Annotated in this window: 10 protein-coding genes; 3 read left to right on the plus strand and 7 right to left on the minus strand. The window is 50.9% G+C overall.

The features are described from left to right. Positions 1 to 49: 49 nt before the first annotated feature. Complete coding sequence (locus CLV60_RS20360) at positions 50 to 2,584, minus strand: galactose oxidase (protein WP_229211064.1); 2,535 nt, start codon at positions 2,582 to 2,584, stop codon at positions 50 to 52. A gap of 338 nt (positions 2,585 to 2,922) precedes the next feature. Between CLV60_RS20360 and CLV60_RS20365 the strand changes: the two genes are divergently transcribed. Further along, positions 2,923 to 5,169, plus strand: coding sequence for a GH92 family glycosyl hydrolase (locus CLV60_RS20365; protein ID WP_106597228.1), 2,247 nt, complete (start codon positions 2,923 to 2,925; stop codon positions 5,167 to 5,169). A 239-nt stretch (positions 5,170 to 5,408) separates the two neighbouring features. Here CLV60_RS20365 and CLV60_RS20370 read toward each other — a convergent pair whose 3' ends face one another. Further along, positions 5,409 to 6,419 carry an AraC family transcriptional regulator gene (locus CLV60_RS20370; protein ID WP_106597229.1) on the minus strand — a complete coding sequence of 337 codons (1,011 nt, stop codon included), beginning with the start codon at positions 6,417 to 6,419 and terminating at the stop codon, positions 5,409 to 5,411. Between the two features lie 283 nt (positions 6,420 to 6,702). Between CLV60_RS20370 and CLV60_RS20375 the strand changes: the two genes are divergently transcribed. Continuing rightward, entirely contained in the window at positions 6,703 to 7,338 is a 636-nt protein-coding gene (locus CLV60_RS20375) for a response regulator transcription factor (protein ID WP_106597230.1), read from the plus strand. On the opposite strand, the gene CLV60_RS20380 is transcribed toward CLV60_RS20375, so the two are convergent. Then, positions 7,325 to 10,426: a sensor histidine kinase gene (locus CLV60_RS20380; protein ID WP_106597231.1), complete on the minus strand. Its 3,102-nt coding sequence runs from the start codon at positions 10,424 to 10,426 to the stop codon at positions 7,325 to 7,327. The genes CLV60_RS20375 and CLV60_RS20380 overlap by 14 nt on opposite strands. 424 nt (positions 10,427 to 10,850) lie before the next feature. Here CLV60_RS20380 and CLV60_RS20385 point away from each other — a divergent pair, with 424 nt between their 5' ends. Then, positions 10,851 to 11,483, plus strand: coding sequence for a response regulator (locus CLV60_RS20385; protein ID WP_106597232.1), 633 nt, complete (start codon positions 10,851 to 10,853; stop codon positions 11,481 to 11,483). A 60-nt stretch (positions 11,484 to 11,543) separates the two neighbouring features. Here CLV60_RS20385 and CLV60_RS20390 read toward each other — a convergent pair whose 3' ends face one another. The 4 genes from CLV60_RS20390 to CLV60_RS20405 all read right to left on the minus strand — a co-directional run bounded on the left by CLV60_RS20390 (position 11,544) and on the right by CLV60_RS20405 (position 19,398). Continuing rightward, entirely contained in the window at positions 11,544 to 12,821 is a 1,278-nt protein-coding gene (locus CLV60_RS20390) for an aminotransferase class V-fold PLP-dependent enzyme (RefSeq protein ID WP_106597233.1), read from the minus strand. Positions 12,822 to 13,024: 203 nt separating this feature from the next. Beyond that, positions 13,025 to 14,188 carry a glycan-binding surface protein gene (locus CLV60_RS20395; RefSeq protein WP_146151578.1) on the minus strand — a complete coding sequence of 388 codons (1,164 nt, stop codon included), beginning with the start codon at positions 14,186 to 14,188 and terminating at the stop codon, positions 13,025 to 13,027. 17 nt (positions 14,189 to 14,205) lie between these two features. Next, positions 14,206 to 15,888: a RagB/SusD family nutrient uptake outer membrane protein gene (locus tag CLV60_RS20400; protein WP_106597235.1), complete on the minus strand. Its 1,683-nt coding sequence runs from the start codon at positions 15,886 to 15,888 to the stop codon at positions 14,206 to 14,208. 12 nt (positions 15,889 to 15,900) lie between these two features. Then, on the minus strand, positions 15,901 to 19,398 hold the full coding sequence (locus CLV60_RS20405; protein ID WP_229211066.1) for a TonB-dependent receptor: 3,498 nt from the start codon (positions 19,396 to 19,398) through the stop codon (positions 15,901 to 15,903). Positions 19,399 to 19,405 lie beyond the last annotated feature (7 nt).

Here is a 19,405-nt window from a genome sequence, read left to right on the forward strand (position 1 = left end):
AATACCCTAAACCGGTTGCCCGGGAATGCCGTTCACGAACTTCGGTCCATTAGGAATGCAATACTTCCGGCATATCCTTCCTGAAATCCTCTCCGTAAATCCGGTTATACTCGCGGGCGAAGTTCTCAAAAGTAGTTTTCGCCAGCGAGTGCTTACCCAAATGGGCCAATGCCTTGCATTTGAGGATCATCGCCTCTTCATTCACCGGATCAAAGTAAAACACGTAATTGGCCAGCTTGACGAGAAATTCGGGGTCATCGGCAATTTTGACCGAAGCCGCATAACGCAGGTAAGCATCGACGATCTCATTGGAAATCTCGGATTTGAAACTATCCAGCCATTCATACTCCACATTCGAAAGGAAATTCCCCCGCTTGGTAATGCTGGCAAGCTCAATGATACTTTGCTTGGTAAGCAGCTTACGGTTTCCGAGTAATGTGAGGTAATGCATATAATCGACCTCGATCTTCTCAAAATCGATTTTGATCTTCCAGTAACCCGTCTCTTTCGATACCTGGCAATGCTTCATCTTGTCGAGGATCGCTTTCAGTTTTGCGATGTTTACCGACCGGTTGTTCCGTGCGCTTTCCGACGGCTTGTCGAACCAGAGCAGCTCCTTCAATTTTTCCGAACTGATCCCGTCCCAACGGATAGAATAAAGCAATATGACCAGAAATAGCTCCTTCACGAGTGGACTGAATTGCTTGGTGATCTCATTCCCGTCCTCATCATACAGCTGCAAATTCCCGAACAGCAGGATGCAGCTTTTGTAAGGCACGGCCTTTTCGACAATCTCTTCTTCCACCGCCGGCTGTTCGGCTTCCGGCAGTGCTTCCAGCTCCGGCACGGGCCCGACTACCGGTGCCTTCGTCGCCTTTTGTTTGCCCAGTTGCCCCGGCATGTAACGGTAAAGCCAATACACCAGCAATGCAGCTGCGAAAAGCGCTCCGATAATCCATAAACTGCGCCCTGAAGAGCCGGCGGATGCAGCTGTTTGGGGAGCAACGTTTTCGAGTGGCGGGGCATAAAGCGAGTAAATAGCTACCCTGGTCTGCAAATTCGCATCCCGATACAGCGTCACGGCAACAAAACGCCCATTTGCCTTGTCGTAAAAAAGGTCGGCAAACGATTCTATATCAATAAATTGATAAGGCACCTTCGAACCTACGGGGGTAAACTCCGGACGATTGAGCGATCCCTTGATCAGCTGCAACTCGGAGCTGAACTGATGCTTTGGAAATATCAATGCATAATAAGAGCTATCCTGCTCATTGATAATCATCGAGTTACCAAATACAAAATCTTCTTTCGGCACTTTCAATTCATAAATCTTGCTGAATTTACGCTGCGCGCGATCGAAATAGAGTAAGTCGTACCAATTGCGCGGGTTGAGCATTTGCTGGCCTGTGGAGCTCCCATACCCGCCTATCACATACGCGCCTCCCTGCGTGGCCCCCAGCGCGGCCAGGTATCGCGGCGTAAAAACGGAATCCTTCAATGCAACCTGCTGCCATGTTCCTGAGGGCAGATGGTAACGCTGCACTTCCTTTTTATAGGCGAGATGCCCGTAACCTCCGAGCACATAAATGGAAGAATCCGCGGGCGAGAGAAATTTATTGGCGTGAAGGTAGTAGGTCTTGGCCTGGGCCGGAATGTCGTTCTTATTCCAGCTGCGGGTTACGGTATCAAAAGCTGTAACCTGCTTTTCGTTCAGAAAAATATTATACAAGCGGTTCCTGCCAGTATCAAACAGCACCTGGTTATCTACATACACAGGCTGTTTCCCGCTTCGGTAAGGCATCGTTGCCAGCCGGTTCCCGGCCAGACTGAACCGCACGAGCGAATCCTGCCCCACCACAAACACGTTGCTGCTTTTTTCATCGAATCCTACCCGCACATAGCCTTTCAGCGTCACAGTTTGCAAAAGTTTCCATTCATAATGCAGCTTTTTGATCCAGATCGGGTGAGCTGCTACCGCGGCTTTTTGCCCGATGTCCTCCGTCGCTTTCATTCCGTCCGTTTCATTCAACGGCCAGCGGTAAGCCACGCGTCCGTCTTCACGCAGTTCTACGTTCCGGATTTTCATCGGCGGCACATCGGTGGTGCGAAACTCCTTGTACTGATTCGCGCCGAAAAGGATCTTGTAACACCCTTTCGTTACATACTTGACGGGTTGCGAAAAGCTGCGGTTTCCGTACACCACGGTAATCTGCTGTTTCTGCTTTTGGAAACGCAGCGTAATGCGGTTCCATTTGGCGAAGAGGTCATCTCCCTGGAAATCGAATGCGGTGGGTGAAAACTGCTCCCCGATGATGAGCTTGAAATGGTCCTGATGAACGGAACTGTTGTCGTAAATCAGGTCGATATTCTGCTGGTCGTCCCCGATGACGCGAACGATATAGCCGAAATAGGTCTTTTTATTTCGCAGAAAGGACAGTTCAAAGCTCAGCTCGAAGTCTCCATCCAGGCAAATCGGTCCTTCCGGGCTCAGGTCGAGTCCTGTCCGTTTGTCCTGCACCGCCTCAAAGCTCTCGAAACCAAGCCCATAAGACTGGCCTCTCGCCCGAAAAGCGATGACTGACAATACAATTAACCAAAAACAAAAGAGAATAGACCTGAATTTCATAAGAGCGGGTTGGCGGGAAAACTGTAAAAAGTTTTCTCCTGGCAATGCATTTAAGGGTTCTGTTAATCGATTGTTAAGCTTTTCTTAAGTAACGCGCGTTTAATTCGTGTTCGTTTCGCAAAACTACACTTGCACGATATCAATTTAAAGTTAAACAATAACCAGGGTTTTTAATAACCCGCCGAAGAGAGGCGAATATTTCCAGGAAAGCCCGGTACATACCGGTATATATACTTTTTAAAACCATAACCAACCAAAACACAAGCGCCGAAACTGTCATTAAAATTTGATTAAGCATGATTCAACCCTTTAAAAAACTGACTAATTACTCGTTCATACTTGCTTTTTGTTTGCATTCTTTAACCAGTCCCGCACAAAAGAGTCCTGAAAAAGATAACCTGCAATATGTCGACCTGCGCATCGGAAACGTAGGCCAGCTCCTGGAACCTACACGGCCTACCGTACAGCTGCCCAATCAAATGATGCGCATGTTTCCCGTCCGTCAGGATTACCTCGACGACCAGATTTCGAGCTTTCCGGCCATCATCGTATCCCATCGGCTCGGCCAGGCATTTGCATTGCGCCCCAGCATTCAGCCGGTCAGCGCCGCCTCCTGGAAGCACAAAATGGCTTACGATCACGACCTGGAAGTGCTCCGACCCTATTATTACTCCACTTATCTGATTGACGACGAAGTAAAAGTAGAATTTGTCCCCGGTAAAAAGGCCGGCATTTATCGCTTTGAATTTCCGAAGAATAGCTCAAAAAGCATCCTTTTCGATCAGTACAACAACGGAGAGGGAAGCTGGAAATTCACGGGAGGAAAGGAAATAATCGCCCGTGAGATTTACCATGACGATATCCCTGTTTACCTCTATGGAACATTCAGTGAGGTGGGCAAAACAGGTTCGCTTCAAGGCGAAAATGTGGTATCCGGCGATGAAGCAAAAGGAAAGAAAACCAAAGCCTACATTACATTCCCAGGTAATGCTTCCGCAATCGAATTTCGTTACGCGATTTCATTCGTAAGCGCCGAACAGGCGAAGAAAAACTTTGAAACAGAGGTAAAAAACACCGGATTCGATGAGCTGAAAAAAGCGGGGGAGCAAATTTGGACAAAAACAATCGGACAGATCCGTGTAGAAGGCGGTACCGAGGCGCAGAAACGGAGCTTCTACTCCTCGCTCTACCGTACCTACGAGCGCATGGTGGATATTTCGGAAGACAATCAGTATTACAGCGGTTATGACAAAAAGATCCACACGAGCAACCGGCCGTTTTATGTAGACGACTGGACTTGGGACACTTACCTCGCGCACCACCCGCTGCGTGTGATCCTGAACCCGGCGCAGGAGGAGGACATGCTGCAATCATTTGTGCATATGTACGAGCAAAGCGGCTGGATGCCTACATTTCCGGTGCTTTTCGGCGACCACGCGTGTATGAACGGCTTCCATTCGTCGGTAACCTTGCTGGACGGCTACCGCAAAGGCCTTCGAAACTTTGATATTGCCAAAGCTTACGAAGGCATGAAAAAGAATGCGGAACAAGCGACCATGCTTCCATGGCGCAACGGCCCTAAATGCGAACTCGACGACATTTATCATACCAAAGGCTTCTTCCCGGCACTTACTCCGGGTGAAAAAGAAACGGTAAAGCTGGTCGATGGCTTTGAAAAGCGCCAGGCAGTGGCGGTTACCCTCGGCGGCAGCTATGACGACTGGGCAGTGGGGCAACTGGCAAAGGACCTCGGCAAACCTGCCGATTTTCAGAAATTCAACGCGCGGGCGACCAACTACAAAAATCTTTGGAACGAAGAAAAGCAAATGTTCATCCCCAAAGACAGCCAGGGCAAATGGATTGCCATCGATCCTAAATTCGACGGCGGAATGGGTGGCCGCGATTTTTATGATGAAAACAATGGCTGGACCTACAAATGGCAGGTGCAGCACGATGTGAACGGGCTCATCAGTTTAATGGGAGGCAAAAAGAAATTCGAAAGCGGCCTCGATCAGCTCTACCGGGAGGGACTCGGGCGCAGCAAATACGAGTTCTGGGGCAAATTCCCTGACGCCACCGGCCTCGTGGGCCAGTACTCAATGGGTAATGAGCCAAGTTTCCACATTCCCTACCTTTACAACTTCACCGATTCCCCCTGGAAAACGCAGAAGCGCATTCGCTTCCTCCTTGATGTCTGGTTCAAAGACAACATTTTCGGGATTCCCGGCGATGAAGACGGAGGCGGTATGACAGCATTTGTCGTATTCTCTTCTATGGGCTTCTATCCGATCACACCCGGTTTGCCAGTGTACACAATCGGTAGCCCTGTTTTCGAGAAGGTTACGATCGATTTGCCCAACGGAAAGGAATTTAAAGTAATCGCTAAAAACTGCTCGGTGATCAACAAGTACATTCAAAGTGCCAAAATGAACGGGAAAGCATTGAATGTGCCTACATTCACCCACGAAGAACTCGTGAACGGCGGTACGCTCGAACTGGAAATGTGCCCGCTGCCGAATAAGAGCTGGGGAATGGGGAGGTGAATGGGAAGTTTATAGCCGAGAGTAGTCAGGGGTGGTCAAGTATTGTCAGAAGTAGTCAAGTGTAGTCAAGGATCGTCATTGGGTTAAGTTAGTAATCACTCCTGACCATACCTGACCACTCATGACTATACCTGACTACTCATGACCATACCCGACTTCTCATGACCATACCCGACTTCTCATGACCATACCTGACTACTCATGACCATACCTGACTACTCATGACTACTCCTGACCTCTCATGACAACTTCTGATACCCCGCCGGCGTGGTTCCCGTCCAGCGCTTGAACGCCCGGGAAAACGCGCTCAACTCATTGTATCCCAACATATAGGAGATTTCCTTCACATAATACCCTCCGCTTTCCAGGTAATGCAGCGCCAAGGACTTACGCACATCATCGGCGAGGTCCTGGTAGGTAACCTGCTCGTCTTTCAATCTTCGTTGGAGACTGCGCGGGCTCACATTAAAATTCGCCGCCATTTCTTCCAGCGAGACGATACCCAGGTAGGCATTTTTTAACAAATACTGCTGCACCTTGTCCTGCCAGGAACCGCTTCCAACCTTGCCGGATGCCGCTGAGCCTACTTTCTGTAACAGGCTTTCCTGCAAAGCATAATTGGCGGTGAGTATCGGCATATCCCAGTATTTTTTGTCAAAAGAAATCGCATAATCATTGTCTGACCGTGTAGGCGCGCAGCGCAGGATTCGTTCCAGCTCCGGGGCGGCGGCTTCAGCAAATGGCATCGTGACGCGCTCCGGGCGTATACGTGCGAGGATGAGACCGTCGAGCTCATGTACCGCGAAAACGAGGAAGAAACTGGTCATTTGTCCAAATGCAAACGGGGAAGCCGCGCGGCGGTTTTCATCCGGATGCAGACGGAGCGTAAATGCCTGCGCGTCGTGCTCGATGGACATTTCAAACAAATCGGTGATGAGCGGTGCGAGGGCGACGGCGTGTTCAACACCCTGACCGACCGTGGTACTGCTTTTGATAATCTCGCCCACAGCTCCCAATGCCGCCAACTGCAACGACTCGCCCAAATGAAGCCCAAACAACGGATCGTTACTCAGGTGACAGGCATTCAGCCACAGATCGTTGAATTGCTTCGGACCTATCTCAAAATTCCCACCGGGTGTGAGCGTTCCCAGCTCGATACCCGAAAGACGGCAAAGTTTTTCCAGCGGAAGGTCGCGCTGGGCGGCATACGCCACGAATGCGAGGACGAATTGTTTTTGCTGATCGTTCATAGGGTAAATTTAACCGACCCATTCTGAACACGAAAGCCCTTGTCGTATAATGGTAAGCGATTGTCGCCTCGTAACCCCTTAAAATAAAATAGCCCTCCGGCAGCACCGGAAGGATATTTATGATACTCAACGTTAATTAATGCACAAATTTACTATGTATACAACAGTGTGCTTATAGAGTTAAAACGTTGCAAGCGTAGATACATTTCTACAACCCGAAGCTTCAATAAATTTCTAGATTTGTGAGTTATCCACTAATGTCCTTTCCCTTGATTAACTGTTTATGAAGATATTGATCGTCGAAGACCATCCTCTGATCCGGATGGGGCTGAAACTTCTCATTTCTGAAACTGACTCAAAAGCCACTGTTACCCAATGTGATACATTCCCGGAGGGCCTTATTTTGCTGGACCAGGAGCGATTTGATCTCCTGATTCTGGACATCGATATTCCGGGTGGAGAGAATATCAAAATGATGAACATGATCCGCAGTAAGCAGCCGGATATCATCATCCTGATACATTCGGGGTACGACGAACAGGTGTACGCATTGCCCTACATCAAAGCGGGCGCCAATGGTTTTCTTTCCAAACAAGCCTCGCACGACGAGTTTAAGGCCGCACTGAAGGCCGTCATGAGCAAAGGCAAATATGTGAGCTACCAGGTACAGCAAATCCTGCTTAATACCATCAAAGACAACAATTTCGGCAAGGTAATGAACCCTATTACCAGCCTCTCGCCCAACGAAATGCGTGTGATGCAGCTACTCACCGAAGGCAAATGGACGAAGGAAATCGCGGCGATCATGAATGTGAAAGAAAATACTGTGAGCACTTACAAACGGCGCATTTTCAACAAGTTGGACGTGGTCGACTCGATTGAACTTTCCAAAAAAGTCTCGCTCCTCAAACAGTTCTAGCCGCATTGAATTGCAGGGTAAAGCAGGTTTGCGACGCTTCGCTGCTCACGTGCAGCTTTACATCGATCAGCACAGCTACCTCCTTGACAATCAGCAACCCAAGGCCCGTTTTCCGTCCGAGCGGCCGCATTTCCCCGTCGGCTTCTTCGCGGTCGGGCGTGTTGATAATGTCGATCACGTGAAGCGGAATACCCGCTCCTGAGTTGGAAATGTACATGATCACACCGGAACCTGCATCTCCAGTCGCCGTTACGCTGATGGTACCGTTGTGCGTAAATTTGACAGCATTGTCGAGCAGGTTATGGACCATAATAGCCAGCATTTGAGCATCCGAGGGGACGGTCAGGTCCGCGGGGACTTCGTTTTCAAAAACATTGCCCTTTTGTTCACTGGCAGTTTTAAATAGTTCGTATTTATTATCGACCAGCTGCCTGAGCGCCACATTTTCGAACTGAATGCTGTTGCCGTATACATGCACTTTGATGTAGTCGAGCAAGCCGCGCAGCAGGTCGCTCATGCGGCGTGAGGAGTTTGAAATCACCTGCCCTATTTCCGAAACCACTCCCAGCTCACCCTTGTCGATCATAGCGGGGATCGAGCCCGAGGTGATCATAATGTAGTTCAACGGAGATTGAATATCGTGCGTCATCGAGGCCAGCAGCCTCGAAAGCATATGCAATTGCCGGCCCATTTCGTTCTTCGATTCCTCCACGTCACGCAGCGCGAGGTTCAGGCTTTCGGTACGTTTCGCAACGATTTCTTCCAGCCGCGCCTTTTCTTTCGATATTTTACGCAGTCGGAAGCTGTTATACAGGTAAAAACCTCCCGCCACCGCCAGCGCGAACAGGATCTTTGCCCACCAGGTCTGGTACCAGAGCGGCGGTACAATAACACAGATTTCCCGGATCGTATGATTGTCTTTCCCGAAGCCATTCACTTTGCGCACCAGCAGCGTATGCCTGCCATGTCCCAGGTTCGAAAACACAATACTGAAATCGTTGCTCTGGATCGGAATCCAGTCCGAAGCCTGCACCGGCTCACCCTCATCCAGAAGCGCGTAGGAAAGGTTGAGATTATATGCATCACCGTAATAGGGCGTCGAAAAGAAAAACCGCGCCTGCACCGGATTGGCAGGTAAGACCAGCGTATCGCCCAAGCCTGTAAGCCATTGCCTGTTCACCAGGATCCTGTCCAGCACGATGCCCGCCGACGGTACTTTCGTGATCACCTTATCCGGCTGGAACCAGATTAGCCCATTAAGCGATGGCAGCGAAATGGTGCCGTCACTCAGCGTCGAGGCGCAAGGCTGGCATCCGCCATTAAATTCGTTCGTCAGGAATCCTTCTTCTTTCGCGTGGTAAAGGTAAAACAGGTCGAAAGGCACCCGCACGTAGTCGAGCAGATCTTTAACCGCTATCTGGAAAAGTCCTTTATCCGTAGGTATCCAGAAAAACCCATGTCCATCGTTCACAATGCAATGCGGGCTCCCCAGGTAGCGGTTCCGGTCGAGCGGAAAGCGGGTGAGTTTGTTATTTTCGTACATCAACAACCCCTCGCCATTGGCAGTCATCCAAACCCGGTTGGCATTATCCACATAAAGGCTCTTGATATAAATCCCATCCGTACTTTTGATCAGCCTGGCCCCTCCCGAATGGCGATTGAAAATATACAAACCGGTGGTTGTCGCCACGAGCATATCATCACCCAATGTCTGCAAATAGGTTCCCTTGATGGCTTCCTTCACCAACTTCGGCTGCGGGTCCTTTTCTGAAGGGTCCAACGTATAAATTCCCTTGGTGCCCGTCGCGATCCACACCTTCCCGTTCTGATCGGGATAAATATGCTTGATTTCCGTATGAAAGTTCAATTTATACAACACCCGATTAGCCTCCACGTCGACCCGATACAGGAAATCACCCATTTTTATCCAGAGCAAACCTTGCTTATCGTAAAACAAGCTGCGTTTGTCACCCGTGTACAACCCTTCCAGAACCGGCACTTTCCTGGTGGTAGTCTGGCCCGTAACCGGATCTTTGCCGAGCACCATGCCCATCGCCGTAAGTATACTCATGCCGCGTATGGGTACCGTTGCATAATAAACGTTTGCAATATCGGGCTCCGGGGATGTCAATGCCTCAAATGGCTGTTTCGTCAATACAAACAAGCCCTTGGACGGGCTACCGAGAAATAGTGTTTCCGTGGCAGGATCGCGATACACCGACTGGATCACCTGCTCGTCAAGATCGTACCCGTCCAGCACCAGCCGCGTCGTAAGCCCGCGTTTTCTTGTTTCGGTGACGGCATACAGCTTTTTACGATGGTAAAAGAAGAGTTGGTCGGAAGTAATATTCCAAAAGACCTTCATGCCCTCAAATTCGCCATTGTATTGGTTATCGCGAAGCATATCTCCATCAATAGATACCGGCCGCGCACCTTGTGCGTTGATTCCAAGCACTTTGCTACCTTCACCGGCATAATACAATTTATCTCCCAGCATAAAGTAATTCCACCACAACGGCAGCGTGTCGGTTGCAAACGCCGTTTGATATAACTTGCGCTCACCATGGTACAACTGTACGGAAGCGCTATCGATAACGTAGTACTTCCCTTCTCCGTAACTATCGGGAATGATATAGTAGCTCGGGCGGGCGACATCCCGCAGGTAGGTAGGGATTCCCACAGAAATAAGCGTATGGGGGTTGCCGTTATTGAAATGCGAGAGCGTCCGGATTTTGTTTTGATAATAAAGCGAATCAACTTTCGCGATACCGTGCTCGATCTTCACAAACTGATTATAATCCGCTGCCGCGTAAATTTCCTGCCCAGGCTTTTGCTGGCCAGGGCGCCCGGCCCCGGTTGCATTCATTGACGGCGACAGCATGTAAAAACGGTTGCTCGTCGTGCCCACAAATGATTTATCGAACACATTAAACCGCTGGCCGTCAAAACGCGCAAGGCCGTTCTCGGTAGCGATCCAGACAAAGCCCTCGGCGTCCGCGGCAAGGCTTCTGACGCTATTTTGCGGCATGCCGTTATCGTCCGTAAAATGCCGGACGCTATACCCCTTCTGGGAAAAAGTATTTTCCAAACAGAGAAATACGCAAATGAGAGTCAGTGGAACAACTAGCCTATTCACAGAAAACCGAAAAAGGAAACCTTGTCTGCATAGCCGGCGGGGTTGCGGACTTTACCTCCCGAACTATTTCGTGAAAAATATACTGAACAAATATAAATGCTGAAATTTTGTAAACAAGCGTAGTATTAAAACTACTACACAAGTAACCCAAATTAAATTAAACAATTATTGCATGTTTTGAAATTAGTTCTAATTTTGCATACAACTAATTGATTAACAATGAATTACGTGTAGCTTTTCTTAAATGGCGATAGAAAAGATTCTATTCTTCATTTGCTTCAACGCTACAAAGACAAACGGGTTGGTTACTTAAATTTACCGCACGGGAACGGCATTCGGATCCCGTTGGGAAACCCTTTTATGACCCGTTTCGTAAATGAAACACGTACTGCTTGTTGAAAACCATTCCATCGTAAGGCTTGCAACCCTTTTCATTATACGCGATGTGTTCCCGGCTGTCACTTCCTGGGAAACTGATAATTTTCCCGACGCCCTTCACATTGTTTCGACCCGAAGGCTCGACCTCATCGTCCTCGACATCAACATACCCGACGGCGAGGGCTTTCAGATGGTCGCGAAGATACGCCGGCTGCAACCCGAAGTAACCATCCTCGTGTTCTCGGATATCGACGAAGAGCTGTATGCGGTGCATTATCTCAAAGCAGGTGTAAATGGTTTTCTTTCCAAAACGTCATCCACGCCGGAGATTCGCATCGCCATTCTGAGTGTGCTTACGAATGGCCGCTACGTGAGTGAAATGGTGCAGCAGATCCTCCTTCGACGCAACATCACGCCCGGAATGCGGCAAAGCAATCCGCTCGCCGCACTTTCTCAACGTGAAATCGAAGTAATGGACCTGCTGCTCGAAGGTAAGTGGACAAAAGAAATCGCCACACTCCTGAATATCACCGGCAGCTCGGTAAGTACCTACAAACTGCGAATTTTCGAAAAACTGGGCGTCAATACGGTTATAGAGCTATACCAAAAGGTAAGCACGCTGAGGGAATAGGCCTTGGGCTGACCGCTGACCACAAATCATAGTCGGCGGTCAGTGGTCGGCCGTTGGCGGTCAGCCACCAGCCATCAACTCCTCCCGTAACCTCCGTGCAACGACTTTGTCTTCGCCGGGCTGCAACATCCAGGCCGTTATGCGGATCAGGTTAGCTCCTTTCAATGAATCTTCCGTGGCCGGGTCAATGGAATCGGAGCCTGCCTGGTAGTAATACAGCGGCAATCCCGAGAAACCAGCCTCGATGGAGGGTGTACCGAACCGCAATTTATCGCGCAGCGCGCGGCCCGTCAGTTTTACAATGCTGTCGTCCCAGCTGATTGTCAGCGTCGGCGTGATGTTACCCAGTTCGGGGATCGTCACTTTGGTTGTAATGCCGGGCAGATCCTTCACCGCACTTTCAATGCGTGCAATTTGTGCTTCCCAAGCCTTCCATTCGCGGTCGTGGTCACCGGAAACAAACTTCTCAAGTGCCACATACATGCCCAGTATTTCCTCCTTGTTGACTTTATGCCCGCGTGCGACCGTGAATCCGCGTGGGGGCGCATTCAGTCGAGCTGCCGCGACGATGTCCTTGCGGCCCATCAGTATCCCCGCGCTCTGCGGGCCACGCATGGCTTTGCCTCCGGATATGAACACCATATCGAAACCCATGTCGTTGAATTTCCAGAGGTTGGAAACAGGCGGAACGTCAGCAGCGATGTCGATGGAAGTAGGGATATTGTGTTTTTTGCCCAATGCCACCCATTCTTCGTGCTTGATCTGCCCGGCATGGGTCGTAATGTTCAGGAAATGGAGCAATGCTGTTTTTTCACTGATTGCCTTTTCCACGTCCTCGACGGTCTCAACCTCCACCACGGTACAGCCCGTATTCAGGAAAGCATGATTGTAGCGCTCGTTATGGGATTTCTGGCAAATCACCTCCGATTTCATTCCGGTTCCTTCCAGATGCGGCAACTGCTCTACCTTGCGTACATCCAGGCCCGTGAGCACGCCCGCGAGGCCGAGTGTCATGCCCGAAAAAGCGCCGCAGGTCACCATAGCCGCTTCCGAATGCACCAATTTGGCGATCTTCTCGCCTACCTTGTCCTGCACTTCATCGATCATACAAAAATGCCGGGAGGTGTTTTCGATCGTTTCCACGACCTCGTCATGCATGATACACCCCGACATATAAGTGAGCGTTCCGGCGGCATTGATAAACGAGCGGATGCCGAGCTCGGCAATAACATCCCTTTTCTTCTTCCGGGAAACTTGTTCAGCCCGCTCTCCGGAAACCGGAAGCGAGCCGATTAATGGCAATATGGTAAGGCTTTGAATAACTTTTCTGCGTTTCATGGGTTCAGGTTTTGCTTGAAACGCAAGATACGGAATGTGGGGTATTTGACCGCCGACGGCTGACCGCCGATTGCCGATTGCCGATCGCCGATTGCAGACCATAGACCATGGCCGGCCGTCTATCGTCCGTGGGTCGTTTACACGATGGGACTTATTTGCGATCGGCGGTCGGTCGTCAGCGGTCAGCGGTCGGCCATCAGCGGTCACTTCCCTCCCTTCGGCACAATCCTGAAATTATCAAACGCCATATCACAGTCCAGGTCGCCGCCGCCGTGGAAAAGCAGGCGCGTGTAGTAGCCTTTGGCGCTAACGGCCAGTTTCGAGCCCGCGCTTTCATAGCTCGCGGCGATCTCGTCGAATGGTATCACCACCGTTTGCCATTGCCCTTTGGTATCATAAGGCGGCAGCCAGGTGTATTGGCTGTCATTAAAGCCGCTTGCTAGTCCTGCCGTGATTTTCAATACATTATTATTATAGGGCTTCATCGTATTAACTTCAAATTTCAGGAAGTAATTGGCAGGTTTCAGGATCGCCGAGTCGGGGATATTCTGGCTGATGGTTCCCATTGCATCCGGCGGACCACCGGCCACCTCTGTCCATTGCCATCCGCCGATCGCCTTTTTGACTCGGATATAGTTACCATTGATGGACGGCGGGTCCCCCGCGCCAGGCTTCGAAACCACAAATGCGGCGTTCCACCAGCCTGTGAACGGATCGCTGCTCAGGAAAATGTTGCGGTTGTCGCGAAACCAGAGGTCTGACTTCGTTTCACCGAATTTGGTCTTAATCGTCACAGGCCCCGGCTGAGCGCCCTCCGGCACGGTCACCTGTATTTCCTGATCCTTCACATTGACCAGCGTTCCCTGTTTCCCGCCTGCAAATGTCACGGTAAGTGGCTGGTAAAAGAAATCACCGCGGATCGTCGCGACGCCCCCGGCCGGGACATACTCGCTCAGCATCGCCGATATGAGCGGCTCGCTGATCTTCACCTCAAAGTTATGTTCGAGGATTTTACCGTTGGAGAAGACGATCCGCATTTTGTTCGTAATCTCATCCGGAATCTGCGTCGGCACTGATACCAGGATCGTCGTGCTCGTGATGTATGTGGGCGTAAGGCTCGTACGCTGGTCGTTGAACCAGATTTCTTTCGCCCCCTGCAAATTTTCCCCTACAATGGCAATGAGATCACCCTGTCCCGCCCCGGTAAGCAAAGAATCGGCATCCTCCGGGTCGGTCACGCGGATAAAGTTGATCACCGGCTCCCCGTTGTTCGGAAGGTCATCCTTCTGACAGGAACAATTAAATGCCGCGATCAGCGCTAGCGCGGCCATTAACGACAGGTATTTGAGATTAAATGGTCTATTCATAAAAATGCCTGACAAAATCATTTACGTTGATAATCGACCGCCGGTTTTTGCAAGTTGGGCGCCTGGCTGAGCTCTGCCGATGGGATCGGCAGCAGGAAATTGCCGCTGTTCGCATCTATTTTCCGCTCGGCTGTGGCCCACGCCGTTTTCGTGAAAGTCCAGGAAGTCGGATCGGGGAAGCGGTCGGGTTTGGTGAAGAAAAATCCCCGGTCCTGCGCATTCAAGATCGCGTATGCCTTGGTTGGATTGTAATAATGCAAACTCACCAGGTCATACCACGCCATTCCTTCCATCGCAAACTCGACGATCCGCTCTTTAAAGAGCTGGTCAAATGTAAGCGCCCCGGTAACAGGTGAAAGTCCGGCGCGGGTGTGCACCTGGTTGAAATACTGCAATGCCTTAGAGTCGGTAGTGGAAGCATTGTTACCCAAAACCGCCTCCGCATAGGTCAGGTACATCTCGGCCAGGCGCATCATGTAGGTATCGTGCCCGTAATTTTGCTGCGCGGCCTGCCCACCTACATCCACAGCTTTGCCGGTGATGTATTTCTTGATGGCGATAAAATTATTGTCGGTGCCCACAAACGGAAAGACCAGTTTCTGGCTCCCCCCGGGTATTGTCTGGGTTATTTCCGGATAACTTGCACCCGGCAGCATGAATGTCGCTTTCAGCCGTTGGTCGACTGTCCGGCCTTGGAGCACCGTTTCTGAAACCGTTTTAATGCCCTCGTATTGCTGCATAACCCACCAGGTAGCTCCCTTATCGCCTCCCCAGCCATCGCCATTGGCAATATCAGGGCCATATGCCAGATACGCCGGAGTAGAATTTTGCGTCCCCCATGCACCAGGCGAATACACCCATTGCAGCGAAAACAGGGATTCCGCATTATTATCATATGGATACAGGAACAGGTTGCCGTACTTCGGCAGCAGTGACGCCCCGCTGAGGGTTATCACGCGGTCCGCGTAATACTTCGCGCTATCCAGAAATACCTGGTTGCGCTGGCCCGAAGCATTCGCTTCCACTCCCGAGCGCGTGAGGTAAAAACGTGCCAGCATGCCTTCTGCCGACCATTTGGTAAGCCTTCCGACCCTTACCGGCTTTTCCGGCAAATCCTCGGCAATCTGTCGCATTTCGCTTGTAATGAATTTCCAGACACTCTTGGGCGTATTGCGCTGCACGGTCGTGTCCGACAGTAGCGTAAGGTTGTTCTCGATCACCGGCACCGCGCCCCAGTTCATCACCAGAAAGCGATAGGCCAATGCCCGCATAAACCGCGCTTCGGCCATCGCGTGCTTTTTGACGCCCTCCGACACCGACACCCCCGCATATTTCCGAATATTCTGAATCGCCAGGTTCGACTGTCCTACCACAATGAAAAACGACCGCCATGCCGATCCGTTTTCCGGCGTGTTCCCGGTGGTGTTGAAAAGCACATTTCCCCTGTCGTTCCAAGCCGAAAACGCGGTACCTGCACGAAAATCGCCGAGATTATACGACGCCTTGTCGTTGTAATCGAACCAAACCTTGCTGTACAGCAATGCCGTGCTGGCCAGCACCTGGTCGTCGGTCTGGTAGAACCCGGCATCCACAATGGCGTCTTTGGGCGGACGTTCCAGAAAATCTTCCGAGCATGCACCGAGCAGCGCAAATGGAGCCAGGGCGATCAGCTTCGTGTAAATGTTTTTCACGTATTGCATTTTTCGGCTGTTTTAGAAATCCAATCCCAAACTGAATGTATAAACAGGGGTCAGCGGATAGCGTCCGTAATCGAGGCCAACCGCCTGATTGGCAGCGCTGGCATCTCTCGAAACATAGGCACCCACTTCGGGATCAAAACCCGAATAGCCGGTCAACGTGGCGACGTTCTGTGCGCCGACCGATAGCCTCGCTCCCCGGATAATTTTCTGGCGCGACACCAATGATACCGGCAAGTTGTAGGTCAACGAAATGTTTTTCAGCCGGATAAACGACCCATCCTCCACCCACTTATCGGTATGCCGTACGAAATTCCCGTTCGGGCCATTCGAGATACGGGCCACGTCGGTGCCCGGGTTCGAGAGGGTCACGGTACCGTCGGTGTTTTTTACCGGTTTGGCATAGTCCATCGCATGCACCAGCAGGTTACGACTCAGGTTGATGTTGCTCGCATTGGTATTCAGCTTTCCCAGGAAATTGTATACATCATTGCCATAGGTGCTGGTCAGCAGAATACTCAGGTCGAAACCTTTGTAGGAAAATGTATTGGTAAAACCCGCGAACAGCTTTGGCCACGGGTTACCGATCACCGTCTGGTCGTTCTCGTTGATGATGCCGTCGCCGTTGACATCTTTGAATTTTACATCCCCTACCCAGATATTATTTTCATTGATGGGCAGCTTTACCCCGTTGTTATCCACGGGCAACGCGCTCTTTTCGATTTCCTCCACCGATTGAAACAAACCTTCCTCCATATAGCCACGGAAAAGCCACGGCGCCTTGCCCACTTCCGAGCGCTGCGTCCAGTCTGCCAGCCACCACGACGTCCGGTCCACAAACGCCGCATCGGAATAGAATGATTTGATCTTCGTTTTAAAGCTGGATATGTTCAGATTGGATTCCCATTTAAACCCGCCGCGGTTGACATTGACGGTGTTGATCGTAAATCCCCAGCCTTTGTTCTGCAACGCACCGATATTGACCGTCGGCGCCCCCACAGCCCCCACCCCGTTGGTTCCCATGTACCAGGGCAATGGCTTTTCCATCAGCAGGTTGTCCGTATTTTTGATATAGTAATCGAATTCAAACTGAATGCGGTTTTGAAACAGCGCCAGATTGATTCCAAAGTTGTTCGTTTTGGTTTCTTCCCATTTCAGCCCGTCATTGGCATATTTGGTGGGTAGAAAGCCTGTGGTAGTGGGAGTCGTACCCGTACCCATGGGCGAGTAAATGCCGCCGCTGCCCTGGTTGCCGGTAATACCCGTTTCAAAGCGCAGTTTCAGCTCGCTGATAGCCGGCACATGAAAAAACGGCTCCTGCGAAACGCGCCACGCCGCGGATACCGATGGGAAAAAGCCCCATTTATTATCAGCACCAAAATTGGCCGAGCCATCGCGCCGGATGGTACCCATGAGGATGTAACGGTCTGCGAAATTGTAGTTCAGCCTTCCGAGGTACGATTCCATCGCCCATTCGCCCGATCCGCCCGAATTACTAGCGGTAAGCGCGTCACCTGCCGCCAGGTCGAGAATGTCGTTGGTAAGGAAGCCGGTCCGCCCTCCTGCGAGGTTCTTCCAGGTCGACTCCTGCGATTCATGGCTGAGCATAACGCTCACATTGTGCCTGCCAAACTGCCGGTTATATTCCAATAGCTGGTTCCAGTTCCAGTAGGTATTCACGCCCGAGCCGTTGGTGTAGGAAGCCGTTACATTTTGCGCCCAGCCGATTTTGTAGGTCGGGATATAGTAGGAAGAATTTGAAAAACCCAGGTTGGTATTGAATGAGGTCCTGAACTGCAGTCCTTTGGCAAGTCGCACACCGATGTTGAGCCCGCCCAGCAATTGCCTTCTTACCAGCTTATTAGTCGTCAGGTTAGCTATCGCAATGGGATTGACCGGCGCAAAGATATTCGCTCCATTGTTTTCATCGCCACCGCCCCAGCTACCATCGATATTTCGGACGGGCACCTGGGGGGTTAGCTGCAATGCATTCGAAATAATGTTTTCCTGGCTCGTCGTAAGATTATCGTTCGTTTGATTAAAGCTGAGATTCGCCCCGATGCTCGCCCATTCGCGCGGTTTGTTGTCCAGGTTGAGCCGGAATCCATACCGGTTAAACCCTGACCCCAATGCTACGCCATCCTGTTTCAGGTATTCGCCGGATAAATAGTAGGTAGTGCGGTCATTGCCGCCGCTGAGGCTCAGCTGGTGTTTGTGCATCGGCGCATTTTTAAAAAGCTCCTTTTGCCAGTCGGTACCTTTCCCGAGCAGCGAAGGATCAAGGAATTCTTCCGGCGTTTCGCCTCCTGCCAGCTGATGGTATTCGCCCACCATTTGCGCATATTGTTGCAAATCCATCACTTTCAACGGCTTCGGAGGCGTTTGCAGGCTAAACTGATAGCCATATGCAATCTTTGTATCACCGGATTTCCCCCTTTTGGTGGTAATCAGCAGCACCCCGTTCGTTGCGCGGGAGCCATAAATGGCCGTGGCGGAAGGTCCTTGCAGTACCTCCACCGATTCGATATCGGCCGGGTTCAGGCCGGCCAGCGGGTTGGAAGAACTTTGCGCCCCGAACGACACCGATTGCCCCTGGATCTGTACGCCGTCGACCACGTATAAAGGTTCATTACTTCCGCTGATGGAGTTAATCCCGCGGATATTTACCGAAATACCGCCGCCCGGTTGCCCGGAGTTCTGCGTAATGTATACCCCCGCAGCACGCCCCTGAATCGCCTGCTCCAATGTCGTGTTGGTAGTGCGTGCAATATCTTTGGACGAAACGGAAGTCTGGGCGGTCGTCAGATCGGCCCGCTTCATCTCCCCGTAACCCACTACTACCACTTCGTCCAACGCTTTGGTATCCACTTTCATGGCCACGTTCAGCTCTGATCGTGTGCCTACCTGGATTTCCTGCGACAGGTATCCCACGAAAGAGAATATCAACATACTTTCCCCTTGCCCCAATTCCAGTTCGTATTGCCCCGCCGAGTTGGTGGTGGTGCCGCGCGAAGTCCCTTTCACCACCACACTTACACCCGGCAGGCCATCTCCCTTTTCGTCGGTTACTTTTCCCCTAATCAAAGCCAGTGCTTCACGGGCAATCTCTTCCCGGCCGGATTCGGGGAGTGTCACCGACGAACTCTTTTCCGCTCTGAAAAGCATTACCTGCTTCCCGGCCACCTCGTAACGGATGGAAAGCGGCCTCAGCAACCTCACGAGCGCGTCGGCAAGCGGTTCATTGGACGCCTGAAACGTCACCCGCGTTGCCGATCTTATCTCCGTCGGATTGTAAATAAATTTCACTTCGGAGTTCCGTTCGATAGACAGGAGTACGCTTTTGAGGCTCTTATCTTCCATTTTAAGCGTGATTCTCTTTTCCAGCAGGTCCTGTCCAAGTAAACGGTAATGACTAAACGTCGTGTTGGAGAAGACAACGATTATGCATAACTGTAATAAGGATAGTTTCATCGTATCCCACACAATGGTTTTGAAATGTAGATTTCCGGGCATATGCAGT

It is taken from the genome of Dyadobacter jiangsuensis (assembly GCF_003014695.1).
Taxonomy (GTDB): Bacteria; Bacteroidota; Bacteroidia; order Cytophagales; family Spirosomataceae; genus Dyadobacter; species Dyadobacter jiangsuensis.

Bases quoted from the DNA above. Each gene is read 5' to 3' on its own strand.
- CLV60_RS20385 (WP_106597232.1), top strand. From the start codon at position 10,851: ATGAAACACGTACTGCTTGTTGAAAACCATTCCATCGTAAGGCTTGCA.
- CLV60_RS20400 (WP_106597235.1), bottom strand. From the start codon at position 15,888: ATGCAATACGTGAAAAACATTTACACGAAGCTGATCGCCCTGGCTCCA.
- CLV60_RS20395 (WP_146151578.1), bottom strand. From the start codon at position 14,188: ATGAATAGACCATTTAATCTCAAATACCTGTCGTTAATGGCCGCGCTA.
- CLV60_RS20365 (WP_106597228.1), top strand. From the start codon at position 2,923: ATGATTCAACCCTTTAAAAAACTGACTAATTACTCGTTCATACTTGCT.
- CLV60_RS20405 (WP_229211066.1), bottom strand. From the start codon at position 19,398: ATGCCCGGAAATCTACATTTCAAAACCATTGTGTGGGATACGATGAAA.
- CLV60_RS20370 (WP_106597229.1), bottom strand. From the start codon at position 6,419: ATGAACGATCAGCAAAAACAATTCGTCCTCGCATTCGTGGCGTATGCC.
- CLV60_RS20375 (WP_106597230.1), top strand. From the start codon at position 6,703: ATGAAGATATTGATCGTCGAAGACCATCCTCTGATCCGGATGGGGCTG.
- CLV60_RS20390 (WP_106597233.1), bottom strand. From the start codon at position 12,821: ATGAAACGCAGAAAAGTTATTCAAAGCCTTACCATATTGCCATTAATC.